Source organism: Burkholderia sp. AU16482, from assembly GCF_002223285.1.
GTDB classification, from domain to species: Bacteria; Pseudomonadota; Gammaproteobacteria; order Burkholderiales; family Burkholderiaceae; genus Burkholderia; species Burkholderia semiarida.
This window is the reverse complement of sequence record NZ_NKEY01000003.1, coordinates 1,369,171-1,382,351: the sequence shown is the minus strand read 5'-3', so window position 1 is coordinate 1,382,351 and position 13,181 is coordinate 1,369,171. Positions and strand designations below refer to the sequence as shown.

The 13,181-nt window shown below is 67.6% G+C and carries 12 protein-coding genes; 8 read left to right on the top strand and 4 right to left on the bottom strand.

All coding sequences use genetic code 11. The annotated features are described in order from the left end of the window. Positions 1-54 precede the first annotated feature (54 nt). The gene (locus tag CFB35_RS08920) at positions 55-993 is read right to left on the bottom strand and encodes a LysR family transcriptional regulator (protein ID WP_089464797.1); all 939 of its coding nucleotides are present in this window, start codon (positions 991-993) and stop codon (positions 55-57) included. A gap of 126 nt (positions 994-1,119) precedes the next feature. On the opposite strand from CFB35_RS08920, the gene CFB35_RS08915 reads away from it, so the two are divergent. Both CFB35_RS08915 and CFB35_RS08910 read left to right on the top strand, forming a co-directional pair. Next, a complete protein-coding gene (locus CFB35_RS08915) occupies positions 1,120-2,136 on the top strand; it encodes a zinc-binding alcohol dehydrogenase family protein (protein WP_089464796.1) in 1,017 nt (338 codons plus the stop codon). Between the two features lie 161 nt (positions 2,137-2,297). After that, complete coding sequence (locus CFB35_RS08910) at positions 2,298-2,849, top strand: DUF6013 family protein (RefSeq protein ID WP_059583526.1); 552 nt, start codon at positions 2,298-2,300, stop codon at positions 2,847-2,849. Between the two features lie 155 nt (positions 2,850-3,004). Here CFB35_RS08910 and fetB read toward each other — a convergent pair whose 3' ends face one another. Both fetB and CFB35_RS08900 read right to left on the bottom strand, forming a co-directional pair. After that, the gene (gene fetB, locus CFB35_RS08905; protein WP_059583499.1) at positions 3,005-3,808 is read right to left on the bottom strand and encodes an iron export ABC transporter permease subunit FetB; all 804 of its coding nucleotides are present in this window, start codon (positions 3,806-3,808) and stop codon (positions 3,005-3,007) included. Continuing rightward, complete coding sequence (locus CFB35_RS08900) at positions 3,805-4,506, bottom strand: ATP-binding cassette domain-containing protein (protein WP_089464795.1); 702 nt, start codon at positions 4,504-4,506, stop codon at positions 3,805-3,807. The genes fetB and CFB35_RS08900 overlap by 4 nt, the downstream gene beginning before the upstream one ends. A gap of 152 nt (positions 4,507-4,658) precedes the next feature. Between CFB35_RS08900 and CFB35_RS08895 the strand changes: the two genes are divergently transcribed. Next, a complete protein-coding gene (locus CFB35_RS08895; protein ID WP_089464794.1) occupies positions 4,659-6,953 on the top strand; it encodes an AsmA family protein in 2,295 nt (764 codons plus the stop codon). A gap of 86 nt (positions 6,954-7,039) precedes the next feature. On the opposite strand, the gene CFB35_RS08890 is transcribed toward CFB35_RS08895, so the two are convergent. Beyond that, positions 7,040-7,492, bottom strand: a complete 453-nt coding sequence (locus CFB35_RS08890) for a lipocalin-like domain-containing protein (protein ID WP_089464793.1) — start codon at positions 7,490-7,492, stop codon at positions 7,040-7,042. Positions 7,493-7,661: 169 nt separating this feature from the next. Between CFB35_RS08890 and CFB35_RS08885 the strand changes: the two genes are divergently transcribed. The 5 genes from CFB35_RS08885 to CFB35_RS08865 all read left to right on the top strand — a co-directional run bounded on the left by CFB35_RS08885 (position 7,662) and on the right by CFB35_RS08865 (position 13,180). Then, positions 7,662-9,254 (top strand): ABC-F family ATPase, encoded by a 1,593-nt coding sequence (locus CFB35_RS08885; RefSeq protein ID WP_060318733.1) that lies wholly within the window; start codon positions 7,662-7,664, stop codon positions 9,252-9,254. 233 nt (positions 9,255-9,487) lie between these two features. Further along, positions 9,488-10,237: an FkbM family methyltransferase gene (locus CFB35_RS08880; RefSeq protein WP_059583491.1), complete on the top strand. Its 750-nt coding sequence runs from the start codon at positions 9,488-9,490 to the stop codon at positions 10,235-10,237. Further along, positions 10,238-11,236, top strand: coding sequence for a phosphotransferase enzyme family protein (locus CFB35_RS08875; RefSeq protein WP_089464792.1), 999 nt, complete (start codon positions 10,238-10,240; stop codon positions 11,234-11,236). Between the two features lies 1 nt (position 11,237). Beyond that, positions 11,238-12,116, top strand: a complete 879-nt coding sequence (locus CFB35_RS08870) for a radical SAM protein (RefSeq protein WP_089464791.1) — start codon at positions 11,238-11,240, stop codon at positions 12,114-12,116. Beyond that, positions 12,113-13,180 (top strand): asparagine synthase-related protein, encoded by a 1,068-nt coding sequence (locus CFB35_RS08865; RefSeq protein WP_089464790.1) that lies wholly within the window; start codon positions 12,113-12,115, stop codon positions 13,178-13,180. Before CFB35_RS08870 ends, CFB35_RS08865 begins: the two co-directional genes overlap by 4 nt. Position 13,181: the final 1 nt, after the last annotated feature.

The following is a 13,181-nucleotide window of genomic DNA, read 5'->3' as shown; positions in this document are numbered from 1 at the left end:
GGCCGCGCAGGGCGGCCGGCGCCGGAGCGAAACCCGTGCGCGCAGCGGTGGCGCTCACCCGTTTGCGCGATCCCAGTACGGCGGATCGCCGAAATGCTCGGCCAGGAACGCGATGAACGCGAGCGTTTTCAGCGGCACGTGCGCGCGGCTCGGATAGACGGCCCAGATCGCGACGTCTTCCGCGAACGGGTAATCGTCGAGCACGGTGACGAGCGCGCCGCTCGCGAGCAGCGGGCCGACGTCCCAGGTCGACTTGATCGCGATCCCGAAGCCGTCGACGAGCGCTTCGCGGATCGCCTCGCCGTTGCTCGCGACGAGCCGGCCGCCGACCCGCACCGTGAGCGGGCCCTGCGGCGTCGCGAACGACCAGTCGCGCTGGTCGCCGAGGATCACGCACTCGTGCTGGGTCAGGTCGGCCGGATGGCGCGGCGTGCCGCGTTGGGCGAGGTAGGCGGGCGAGCAGCACAGCACGCGGCGGTTGACGGCGAGCTTGCGGGCGACGAGCGTCGAATCCTTCAGCGCGCCGAGGCGGATCGCGACGTCGTAGCCGTCGTCGACCAGATCGACGATCTCGTCGGACAGCCGCAGATCGAGCGATACGGACGGGTAGCGGCGCAGAAACGCCGGAATTACGGGCGCGACGTGCTGGCGGCCGAACGACGACGACATCGACACCTTCAGCCACCCGTACGGCTCGCTGCGGCCGCGGCCGACGGATGCGCGCGCGGCGTCGGCGGCCGCCAGCAGCGCGTCGGCGCGCGCCATGAAGATTTCGCCGTCCTGCGTGAGGCTGATGCGGCGCGTGGTGCGATGCAGCAACCGCGCGCCGAGCTGGCGTTCGAGCTGGGCGATGCGCGCGCTGGCGACCGCGGCCGACACGCCGAATTCTCGGCCGGCCGCGCTGACGTTCGCGAGTAGCGCCGCGCGCACGAACAGCGCGACGTCGAGCAGGTCGAGCGGCTTGTCGGGCGCAGGCATCGGATCGGACGTCATTATTCTGAAATTCCTGAAAATGTTTCAGGAAATATAGCGGTTTTCTCGAATGATCGCGGTGTCTACGATGGCACGCATGGAGGTTGCGCCGCAGCCTGTCCGAATTCCGTTGAAAGGAGTATCGAGATGAAAGCCGTTGGATTGACCCGTTATCTGCCGATCGACGACCCGCAAGCGTTGCTCGACGTCGAACTGCCGCAGCCCGTGCCGGGCCCGCGCGATCTGCTCGTGAAGGTCGAGGCGATTTCCGTGAACCCGGTCGACACCAAGGTGCGCGCGCCGAAGCCGCAAGTCGAGGAGACGCCGCGCGTGCTCGGCTGGGATGCGGCCGGCACGGTCGTCGCGGTCGGCGCCGACGTCACGCTGTTCCGGACCGGCGACGAAGTGTTCTACGCGGGCAGCATCACGCGGCCCGGCGCGAACAGCGAATTCCACGCGGTCGACGAGCGGATCGCCGCGCTGAAGCCGCGCACGCTCGACTTCGCGGCGGCCGCCGCGCTGCCGCTCACCGCGCTGACCGCGTGGGAAGCGCTGTTCGACCGGTTGCGCGTGTCGCCGCAGGGCGCGGACGCCGGCAAGTCGGTGCTGATCATCGGCGGCGCGGGCGGCGTGGGCTCGATCGCGATCCAGCTCGCGAAGACGCTCGGCAAGCTGCACGTGATCGCGACCGCGTCGCGGCCGGCGTCGGCCGAATGGGTGCGCGCGCTGGGCGCGGATGCGGTGGTCGACCATTTCGGCGACCTGCCGGCGCAGTTGCGCGAGCTCGGGCATCCGACGGTCGACTACGTGCTGATCTTCAACGATACCGACCATCATTTCCCGGCCGCGGCGGAAGTCATCCGGCCGCAGGGCGGCATTTGCACGATCGTCGAGAACGCGAAGCCGGTGCCGGTCGAATTGCTGAAGGCGAAGAGCGCCGCGTTTCATTGGGAATTCATGTTCACGCGCGCGATGTTCGAGACGCCGGACATGATCGAGCAGCACCGGATCCTCGGCGAAGTCGCGCGGCTCGTGGACGGCGGCACGCTGCGCACGACGCTCGGCGAACAGCTCGGCACGATCAACGCCGAGAACGTGCGGCGCGCGCATCGGATGCTCGAGGGCGGGCGCGCGATCGGCAAGCTCGTGCTGAGCGGGTTCTGAGCCGGGTACGCGCGATTAAGGTCGCGGCGCCGCGAACGCAAGCGGGGTAACACCCGATGCGTTTGCGGCGCATTGCGTCCCGCTTGGCGGTAGACTGGCAGCGCATCATGCATCTAAAACCGCGCGGCACGCGCGTGCCGCCGCATGACAAGGAGGTCAGCATGAGCCAACGCAGCTTGTCGGTCGCCGCATCGTGGTCGGTCGTGTTCGCGGCGGCGTGCGCCAGCGCGAGCGTATTCGCGGCGCCGCCGGTCAAGGGCAGCCTGAAGGGCGGCGGTACCGGACAGCTCGAATACACCGTCAAGGTCGACTCGAAGACCTTCGGCAACACGCAGGAGACCCGCAAGATCCGCTCGGGCGAGACGGACGATTTCAACTGGAAATCGGTGCCGCCGAGCGGCGCGGTCGCGATGCCGGATGGCTGCCCGAACGCCGACAACCTGCCGCGCGACGCGAACGGCGCGATGGTGCGGCAGACCCAGGTGCGGCTCGCGCCGTCGGTCGACGCGAAGGGCGTCGCCAACGTGCAGTTGAGTTTCCAGGCGGCCGCACCGAAAGGCGCGCGCAGCGTGACGGCCGGCGGCAAGTCGCTGCAGTGTCCCGACGTCGTGTCGGTGAGCCAGGTGAAGTGGGTGTCGATTCCCACCAACGGCGGGTCGAAGTCCGTGACGATGAGCGACGGAACCAAGGTGACGGTGTCGATCAAGCATTGAGCGGTGCGCGCGAGCCGGGGCCTCTTCGGTGCGCGCGCAACCGGTTCGATTGGCGTGACGAGCAGGGCGGCGCGCGAGCAAGTCGCGCCGTGCCGCCGTTGCAATGCGTCCTGCTGCCCGCTTCGCGGTACGGCTCGCGCCGTCGCCGCCGCGCGTCACTGCGTGCGCTCTTCGAGCCGCGACGCGAGAAAGCGGTGATCGGCCGAGAACAGCCGGCGATAGGTCATCAGCACCGCGCCGACGGTGCCGAGCGCGGACGCCGCGGCGATCAGGAACATGATCACGATCTGGTAGCGCACGGCCTGCAGCGGCGACTGGCCGGCGAGCACCTGGCCCGTCATCATCCCCGGCAGGCTCACGACGCCGACCACCGCCATCTGGTTCAGCGTCGGCAGCATGCCCGCGCGCACGGCCTGGCGTGCGGCGTCCTGCGCGGCTTCCCAGCGCGTCGCACCCAGCGCGAGCGCGGTTTCGACGCGATCGCGGCGTGCCGTGAGTTCTTCCATCATCCGCTCGACGCCGAGCGAGACGCCCGTCAGCGTATTGCCCAGAATCATCCCGAGGATCGGGATCGCATACTGCGGCGCGTACCACGGATGGATGCGGATCACGACGAACAGACCGACCGCCGCGACGAACCAGCTGCTGAACCAGATCGACGCGATGCTGTCGACGCGCTGGCCGCGGTACGTGCGCTTGCCGCGCCCCGCGCCGGCGAAGCCGGCGATCAGCGTCATCAGCGCGGTGAGCGGCAGCACGACGTACCAGTGCGGATGGCCGAACACCCAGCCGAGCACGTAGCCGATCGCCAGCAACTGCACGACGGTGCGCACCGCCGCGAGCGCGAGCTTGCGGCCGAGGCCGAGCGACAGCGCCGCCGAGATCGCGCCGTTGACGGCGACGAGCGCGGCGGCGATGCCGACGTCGACGAGGCTCAGGTCCTGCAGTGCCGGGCTCATTGCGCGGCCTCCGCCGGGTTGGCCGCGTGCAGGACGCCGGCCTGCATCACGCGCCGTATCGTGCCGATCCGCGCGGCCTGGGCCGGATCGTGCGAGATCCACATGTAGGCCCGTGCGTCGGGCGCCGCGTCGAACCACGCGCCGACGAGCGCCTCGATCGCGCGCGCCGATTCGGGATCGAGCGCGGAGGTCGGCTCGTCCAGCAGCAGGACGTCGGGGTCGAGCTGCAGCACGCGCAGCAGCGCGGTAATCTGCGCTTCGCCGCCGGACAGGTCGCTCGCGCGCTTGTCGAGAAAGTCGGCGCCGCGGCCGGCCTGCGCGGCGAGCGCTTCGGCGCGCGCGCGATCGAACGCGACGTCGCGATAGATCGCGAGCGAGTAGGGGTAGCGCAATTGCGATTCGACGGTGCCGTCCATCTGCGCCGGGCGCTGGCGGACATAGGCGATGCTGCGCCGGTAACGCGGGATCGCACTGCGCCGGATCCGGCGGCCGCGCCACAGGAGGTGACCGCCGTCGAGCGGATCGAGCAGCGCGAGCGCGCGCAGCAGCACGCTCTTGCCCGACCCCGACGGTCCGGTGATAGCAATTCGCGATCCCGCGGCGAGGCTGAAATCGGTCGGGGCGAGCAGCGTCTTGCCGCTGCTGGCGTCGCGCCGCGTGATGTGCCGCGCGTCGATGAGGCCGGTGGGGGAGGTCATGTCAAAAATGAAAAAAAGCGTTAATGGCGCCGAAAGGCCGCCATCTCGTGCGCCATAATACCGATTGAAAAGCCGCAGTTGTCGTGCGCCGTTCGTCCACGCAAGCGGCCCGGCATGGTGCGGCAACACTTCAGAACAACAACGGAACCGCCATGACGCTAGCCCGAACCATCGGCAAATCGGCTGCATGGATCGTCGGTATCGTCGCGGTGCTCATCGCGGCGGCCGGCATCTTTCTCTTCACGTTCGACTGGAACCGCGCGAAACCGTGGGTCAACGAACAGGTGAGTACGGCACTTGGCCGTCCGTTCGCGATCAACGGCGATCTCAAGGTCGGCTGGCGTCGTCCCGATGGCGAGACCGGCTGGCGCGCATGGGTGCCGTGGCCGAGTTTCTCCGCCACGCAGCTCGAGATCGGCAATCCCGACTGGGCGCAGGCGCCCAAGTTCGTCACGCTCGACGCCGCGCACTTCGACCTCGCGATTCTGCCGCTGCTCGCGCATGAAATCGTGATCCCGTCGATCGACGTCGTGAATCCCGCCGTCGATCTCGAGCGGCGCGCGGACGGCAGCAATACGTGGACGTTCCAGTTCAAGCAATCGTCGCAGCCGTCGCGCTGGAAGGTGCGGCTCGACAGTTTCGGTTTCGCGAAGGGCACCGTCACGTATCGCGACGCGATCACGAAGGCCGATCTGACCGTCGCGATCGATACGCTCGGCCAGCCTATCCCGCTCGGCGACGTGCTGAAGGAGCAGGAGCAGACGTCGCGAGCGGCGTCGGCGCAGCGCGTCGGCAAGCACGGCGCCGCGCAACTGGGCGCGAAGGTCGATGCGCAAGCCGCGTCGGGCGCGTCGGCGGCAAGTGCGGCTGCGGCCTCGGGTGCGTCGGCGGCGAGTGTCGTTGCTCCGGCTGCTGGCGGTTCGTCGGGGGCATCCGCTTCGTCCGCTCCTTCCGCGTCAGCGGCTGCCGCGTCCGGCGCGAGCGGGGCCGCGGCGCCCGCGAAGCCCGCCGGCCCGACCTATGCATTCGGCCTGAAGTTCGACGGCCGCTACAAGAACGTGCCGGTCAGCGGCACCGGCAAGGTGGGTGGCGTGCTGGCGATCGAGAACGCGACGCGGCCGTTCCCGCTGCAGGCCGACGTGAAGGCCGGCGATACGCGGCTCGCGATCGTCGGCACGCTGACCGACCCGAGGCATCTCGCGGCGCTCGACCTGCGGCTGTGGCTGCAGGGCACGTCGATGTCGCACCTTTACCAGCTCACCGGCATCACGCTGCCCGATACGCCGCCTTACGCGACCGAAGGGCGCTTGATCGGCAACTTCAAGCCGAACGCGAGCACGTTCCGCTACGAGAACTTCAACGGCCGCGTCGGCGGCAGCGATCTCGGCGGCACGCTCACCTGGGCGCAGCGCGAGCCGCGGCCGAAGCTGTCGGGCGAACTCGTGTCGAACCTGCTGCAGTTCTCTGACCTCGCGCCGGTGATCGGCGCCGACTCGGCCGCGAGCAAGAAGAAGCGCGGCGACACGACGCGCCAGCCGCCGGACCGCGTGCTGCCGGTGGCGACGTTCCGTACCGAACGCTGGAGCGCGATCGATGCAGACGTGAAGTTCACCGGCCGCAAGCTGATCAAGAGCCCGCAGTTGCCGATTACGAACCTGTACACGCACATCCTGCTGCAGGACGCCGTGCTGACGCTCGAGCCGCTGCAGTTCGGCGTCGCGGGCGGCACGCTCGCGACGAACGCGCATCTCGACGGTAGCCGCACGCCGCTCAAGGGGCACTTCACGCTGAGCGCACGCCACCTGAAGCTCAAGCAGCTGTTCCCGACTCAGAAGGTGATGCAGACCGCGCTCGGCGAGATCAACGGCGACGCGTCGCTGTCGGCGACCGGCAATTCGCCGGCCGCGCTCGCCGGGACGTCGACCGGCGAAGTGAAGGCGCTCATCACGAACGGCCGCATCAGCCTCCTGCTGATGGAGGCCGCGGGCCTGAACGTCGCGAACGTCGTCTACGAGAAGCTGTTCGGCACGCGCGACGTCAACATCAATTGCGCGGCGATCGATTTCGTCGCGAACGACGGCATGCTCGAGCCGAAGGTCTTCGCGCTCGATACCGACGATGCGCTGATCAACGTCGACGGCCCGATCAACCTGCGCGACGAATCGCTCGACCTGAAGATCCATCCGCACACGAAGGGCTTCCGGATCTTCTCGCTGCGCTCGCCGTTGTATGCGAAGGGCACGTTCAAGAACCCGAAGGTCGGCGTCGATGCGGGCGCGCTCGCGCTGCGCGCCGGCGCGATGGTCGGGCTCGGGCTGATCAACCCGTTCGCGGCGCTGATCCCGCTGATCGCGCCGAGCAACAACCGCGACGTGCCGTGCTCCGAGTTGTTCGGGCAGATGAAGGCGCAGGCCGCGCAGAAGGCGGCCAAGAAGGCCGGCAAGTGATGCTCAGCCGCCGGAGCGGCTTGCTCTGGTGCGCCGGGGCGGTTGCGGCGCTCGAGCGCCCGCTGTGCGACGCCGCCGGGGGGCGTTCAGCGGCGCGCGCGGACCCAGACGAGCACCGGTTCGACCTCCCGGCCGCCGATCCGGATCGGGGCGGTGGTGCCGAGTTGCAACCGGTCGCCGTCCAGGCTGACGACACGCTGCTGGACGTTGCCGATCCAGTTCGGATACAGGCTGACGTCCATTTCATGAGTCAACGTGCCGTCGTCGTCGACGTTGAAGGGGCCTGAATACGCAATGTAGCCGTGCGCCGCGGCCGCGCGCTCCTCGACGCTGCCGCCCTGCAGGTCGCCGTCCGCGTAAGGCGGGCGGCCGGCCGCCATCAGCTGCGCGGACATGTAGCCGTCGGGCGTATAGAGGATCCAGCCCCGCGCGTCGCGGCCGAGCGGATAGGTGATGGTCCCGCCGTCACGCGGGCGGATTTCGTAGGACACGAGGCGCCACGCGCCGACGAGTCGTTCGCGAAGCTGGCTGGCGAGCATGCGGGATTCCGGTAGGACGGCGGTGACGCGCGTGCCGTCGTGTTGACGGGCCGCCGGGCGGCCGGCTGGCGTGGCCGGAATGCGCTGCCGGGGCGGGGCGGTCGGCAGTTTCTCCGACACCTGCTAAAATACACGGTTTTCCGTCGATTTCTCTCTTACGGGACCTGCCGTGCTTTCTACTGCCAACATCACGATGCAATTCGGGCCGAAGCCCTTGTTCGAGAATATCTCGGTCAAATTCGGCGAGGGCAACCGCTACGGTCTGATCGGCGCGAACGGCTGTGGCAAGTCGACCTTCATGAAGATCCTCGGCGGCGACCTCGAGCCGAGCGCCGGCAACGTCGCGCTGGAGCCGAACGTGCGCCTGGGCAAGCTGCGCCAGGACCAGTTCGCGTACGAAGACGTGCGCGTGCTCGACGTCGTGATGATGGGCCACACCGAGATGTGGGCCGCGATGACCGAGCGTGATGCGATCTACGCGAACCCGGAAGCGACCGACGACGACTACATGCACGCGGCCGAGCTCGAAGGCAAGTTCGCCGAATACGGCGGCTACGACGCCGAAGCGCGCGCGGGCGCGCTGCTGCTGGGCATCGGCATCGAGGAAAAGTTCCACAACGGCACGATGGCCGACGTCGCGCCGGGCTGGAAGCTGCGCGTGCTGCTCGCGCAGGCGCTGTTCTCGAAGCCGGACGTGCTGCTGCTCGACGAACCGACCAACAACCTCGACATCAACTCGATCCGTTGGCTCGAGCACACGCTCAACGAGTACAACTCGACGATGATCATCATCTCCCACGATCGTCACTTCCTGAACTCGGTGTGCACGCACATGGCCGACATGGACTTCGGCACGCTGAAGGTCTGGCCGGGCAACTACGACGACTACATGCTCGCATCGGCGCAGGCGCGCGAGCGCCAGGCCGCGGCGAACGCCCGCGCGAAGGAGCGCGTGGCCGAACTGCAGGACTTCGTGCGCCGCTTCTCGGCGAACAAGTCGAAGGCGCGCCAGGCCACCAGCCGCGCGAAGCAGATCGACAAGATCAAGATCGAGGAATTCAAGCCGTCGTCGCGCCAGAACCCGTTCATCCGCTTCGAGTTCGAGAAGAAGCTGCACAACGTCGCGGTGGTCGCCGAAGAGATCACGAAGAAGTACGAGCGCACGATCTTCCAGAACTTCAACCTGTCGGTGCAGCCGGGCGAGCGCATCGCGATCATCGGCGAGAACGGCGCGGGCAAGACGACGCTGCTGCGCTCGCTGCTCGGCAACCTGCCGCTCGATCACGGCACGGTGAAGTGGGCCGAGAACGCGAATGTCGGCTACATGCCGCAGGACACGTACGAGGAATTCCCGGACGACATCACGCTGATGGACTGGATCGACCAGTACCGCAAGGACGGCGACGACGAAACGATGGTGCGCGGCACGCTGGGCCGCCTGCTGTTCTCGTCGGACGACATCAAGAAGTCGGTGAAGGTGCTGTCGGGCGGCGAGAAGGGTCGCATGATCTGGGGCAAGCTGATGCTCGGCCGCCACAACGTGCTGCTGATGGACGAGCCGACCAACCACATGGACATGGAGTCGATCGAGTCGCTGCAGATCGCGCTCGAGCAGTTCGAAGGCACGCTGATTTTCGTGTCCCACGACCGCGAATTCGTGAGCGGGCTGGCGAACCGGATCATCGAAGTGCGTACGGACGGGACGCTGTTCGACTTCGGCGGGAATTATGAGGAGTTCCTGACGAGTCAAGGGCAGGAGTAAGTGCCCCGAGGTTTCCTCCGGGCGTGAGGCCAGGTCGGGCATCACCGTACGGAGTGAACCGCCGGAAGTGCTACGGGCCCGCATCGACAGCCATGTCGATGCGGGCTTTTTCATATCCGCCGCGCCCGAACCCCGCCGTGCCGCGCATGCCGGTTTCCTCTGCTTGATCGACTTCGGGTAAATTACCCACCCAACACCCCCATCATTCCCCATTTCACCCGGAGCCGCCCTCGATGCAGGACCATCTTCTCCCGCTCGACCTGTCCGGCCTTGCGCCCAGCCTGTACGCGCAGGGCACCGAGGAGGGCATCCTGTCGCGCCTGATGGAGCGGATCGCGCCGACCCACCGCTTCTGCGTCGATATCGGCGCGAGCGACGGCCTGCGCAACAGCAATACCGCGCGGCTGCTGCGCGAACAGGATTGGGCCGGCGTACTGGTGGAAGGCAGCGCATACCGGTTCGGCAAGCTTGCCGCGCACTACGCCGGTGCGGAGCGCGTCCGCCTGCATCACGATCGCGTCCAGCCCGACACGGTCGATCAGTTGCTCACCGAGGCGAACGTGCCGACCGACTTCGACCTGCTGTCGATCGACATCGACGGCAACGACTACTGGGTGTGGCGCGGCCTGCAAGCGTTCCAGCCGCGCATCGTCGTGATCGAATACAACCCGTACTACACGCCGCCCGAGCGCTGGGTCATGTGCTTCAATCCGGACCACGAATGGGACGGCTCGACCTATTACGGCGCGAGCCTCGAATCGCTCGTGCATCTCGGCAGGCAGAAGGGCTATGAACTCGTGTGCTGCGACGACATGGGCAACAACGCGTTCTTCGTGCGGCGCGACCTGTACCCGCTGCTCGGCATCGCGAACAACGACCCGTCGGTGCTGTTCCGACCGGCGATGTACAAGCTGCGCTACGTCGGACACAACACGTTCCTGACCGGCCATCCGTATCGGCACGGGCCGGCCGAGCACATCTGAATGGATTCGCTCGCAGCCACCTTCGACGAGATTCGCGACGCCTACGGGCTCGGCCGCGGCGGGCTGCCGACGCAGGTCAGCGAGCGGGTGTGGCATCTGCCGACCGACAGCAGCGCAGGCGTGGCGGTCAAGCGCTATGCGCTTGACCACCATGCGCGCGCGGTCAAGGAAGCCACCGTCCTCGCACATCTGGAAACGCATGTCGATACGCGCTTCCATGTGCAGACGCTCAAGCGCACGACGTCCGGCGCATCGCTTTGGTCGGGACAAAATTCCCATGCGATGCTGACCCGCTGGGAAGTCGGGCAATTCAAAACCTACGATACGTTCTCGACAACCGAATGGGATGCGCTCGGCGCCAGTCTGGCCGCGTTGCACGTGAGTCTCGAACAACTGCATCTGCCGTCGCTCGACACGATCCATGCGCGGCTGATCTCCATCGACGCGGATGCGGTACGCGGCAGCCTGCTGGAGGCACTCGATCGAGCCGATGCGAACGCTGCCGCCTCCGCGAACCTGCGCCGCTACGTCGATCTCGCGCTGCGCATGCTCGACCGCTACTATCCCGGCAGCATCGAAGCGTTTCCGGCCGACGACCCGCAGCATCCCATTCACAACGACTACAACCAGTTCAACTATCTGTTCACGGGCACGCTGCCGCCGCTGATCCTCGACTGGGAAGCATCGATCGGTGCGCCGCGCGAATACGAACTGGTGCGAGGCCTGAATCATTTGCCGCTGGAGGCGCCGGACCGCGCGGAAGCGTTCGTGCGTGCGTACCAGCGAGTGCAGCCGGTGAACCCGGCAAACATCGCATGGGCGGTCGATGCCGCCTGCTTGCAGCACGCGCTGAAGCTGTGGGTCGTGCAAGGCTGGCTCGACGATCCGTCGCGCTTCGCGTCGCACCTGAACGGCGCGGTGACGATGGCGTCCGCGATGGTGGACGCGCGTGACCATCTGATCGATTTCTTTTCCCGTTGCGTGGAAGCAGGAAGCTGATGTGAGTACGAGCCCGAACGAGATCCCGAATCGGCCACGCGCCGGCGAGCGGCAGCACGTGTTTCCGCCGCCGCTCGATCGCGATTACCGCGTCGAGGACGGACGCGTCCAGACGCGCTCGCTGGAAGCGCATATCGTCGATCACTGCAACCTCACTTGCGCGGAATGCTGCTCGCTGTCGCCGCTCCTGCCCGAGTGGCATGCGAGCCCCGCATCGATCGAAGCCGATTTGCGCAAGGCCGCGAAGGTGTTGCGCCCGCGCATGTTCAAGCTGGTTGGCGGTGAGCCGCTGCTGCATCCGGCGCTCGTCGAAATCGTCGAGCGCGCGCGCGGCACCGGCATCGCGCCCGTGATCTCGGTCACGACGAACGGCCTGAAACTCGGCGAGATGCCCGACGCGTTCTGGCAAGCGGTGGATGCGCTGACGATCTCGCGCTATCCGAAGCCGGCGCTTTCCACCGATCTGGTCGCGCATGTCGAGCGCCAGGCCGCACGCTTCGACGTGCGTCTGAACTGGAAAGTGCAGGACGTGTTCACGACGATGAACCGCGCACAGCCGGGCACGGATCGCGACGAAGCCCGACGCCTTTATCACGATTGCTGGATCCGGGAGCGCTGCCATATGATTCGCGACGGCATGTTCTACACGTGCACGCGCCCCGCGCATTTCCATACGTTGTACAAGGGCGAGAAGGACTTTCAGGCCGACGGCCTGCCGCTGCGCGACGACGCCGGCATGCTCGACGCGATGCTCGCGTATCTGCAACGCAAGACGCCGCTCGAAGCATGCCTGCATTGTCGGGGCGGCAGTGCGCCGGTGGCGCCGCATCGCATCCTGAAACGCATTGAAGTGGACACCTTGAAGGCTCGTTATCCATGATCGTCGGCACGCGCGACCCGTTCGGTTTCGATCGGCTGTACTACCATCCGCGCAGCGGCGTGTCGGCATCCGGCATCCGCGCCGTATTGCGGGCGTCGGGGCAACCGGCCGGCGCGCCGGACGCGGCCGCCATCGCGGGCTACCTGAGCGGCGAGCGTCTCGTCGGCCGTACCGTGCTGCGCGACGTGCGCGCGGTGCCGCCCGGTCATGCATTGACCCGGTCGCCGCAAGGGCTGACGGTGCGGCCGGCGCCCGAGCGGCCACGGCCAGCCGATCTCGACACCGTGCTGCGCGCGTCGCTGCAGCGCGCGCTCGACAGCGGCAAGCGGGTCGCGCTGGCGCTGAGCGGCGGGCTCGATTCGGCGCTGCTGCTCGCGTTGCTGCGCGAACTCGGCGCGTTGCGGCACGTGACGGCCTACATCCTTGCGACCGACATGCCCGATTACTGCGAACGCGACGCGGCGCTCGAACTGGCCGCGCAGATGCAGGCGAACGTGAAGATCGTGCGCGCGAACGAGGCCGATTTCGTCGCGGCGCTGCCGCGAACGACCCATGCGGTCGAGGAACCGATGTTCAACCTGCATCCGGTCGCGAAGCTGCTGTTGGCCGACGCGATGGCGGCGGACGGCGTCGAGGTGGCGATTACCGGCGACGGCGCGGATCAGGTCTTGCGCCGCGACCGCTCGGCCAACTATCTGCCGCTGTGCCATGCGCTGTTCGACGAGGCCTCGGTCGACCTGCATCCGCCGTTCGTCGATGCCGCCGTCGTCGCGCATCTGACGAGCATCGCGCCCGACCCGAACAAGCAGTGCCTGCGCGATCTCGGTGCGCGCCTGAATCTGCCGGACCGTCTCGTGCACGGCCCCAAGCGCGGGCGGCTCGCGCCGGCGATGAATCTCGCGACGCTGCTCGATCGCGACCGCACGCAGGCACTGGCCGATACGCTCGGCCTGGCCGTGCCCACGCTGCAGGCGGATACCGAACGCGTGCTGTGGACGACGCTGACACTGCTTCTCGATCATCTCGATCGCCTTCACCGCGATGCCGCGCATCGCCCAACCTGAG

Excerpts from the sequence above, each read along its gene's own strand:
- CFB35_RS08880 (WP_059583491.1), top strand. The coding sequence starts at position 9,488 with ATGCAGGACCATCTTCTCCCGCTCGACCTGTCCGGCCTTGCGCCCAGC.
- CFB35_RS08890 (WP_089464793.1), bottom strand. The coding sequence starts at position 7,492 with ATGCTCGCCAGCCAGCTTCGCGAACGACTCGTCGGCGCGTGGCGCCTC.
- CFB35_RS08865 (WP_089464790.1), top strand. The coding sequence starts at position 12,113 with ATGATCGTCGGCACGCGCGACCCGTTCGGTTTCGATCGGCTGTACTAC.
- CFB35_RS08910 (WP_059583526.1), top strand. The coding sequence starts at position 2,298 with ATGAGCCAACGCAGCTTGTCGGTCGCCGCATCGTGGTCGGTCGTGTTC.
- CFB35_RS08915 (WP_089464796.1), top strand. The coding sequence starts at position 1,120 with ATGAAAGCCGTTGGATTGACCCGTTATCTGCCGATCGACGACCCGCAA.
- CFB35_RS08900 (WP_089464795.1), bottom strand. The coding sequence starts at position 4,506 with ATGACCTCCCCCACCGGCCTCATCGACGCGCGGCACATCACGCGGCGC.
- fetB (WP_059583499.1), bottom strand. The coding sequence starts at position 3,808 with ATGAGCCCGGCACTGCAGGACCTGAGCCTCGTCGACGTCGGCATCGCC.
- CFB35_RS08895 (WP_089464794.1), top strand. The coding sequence starts at position 4,659 with ATGACGCTAGCCCGAACCATCGGCAAATCGGCTGCATGGATCGTCGGT.
- CFB35_RS08920 (WP_089464797.1), bottom strand. The coding sequence starts at position 993 with ATGACGTCCGATCCGATGCCTGCGCCCGACAAGCCGCTCGACCTGCTC.
- CFB35_RS08875 (WP_089464792.1), top strand. The coding sequence starts at position 10,238 with ATGGATTCGCTCGCAGCCACCTTCGACGAGATTCGCGACGCCTACGGG.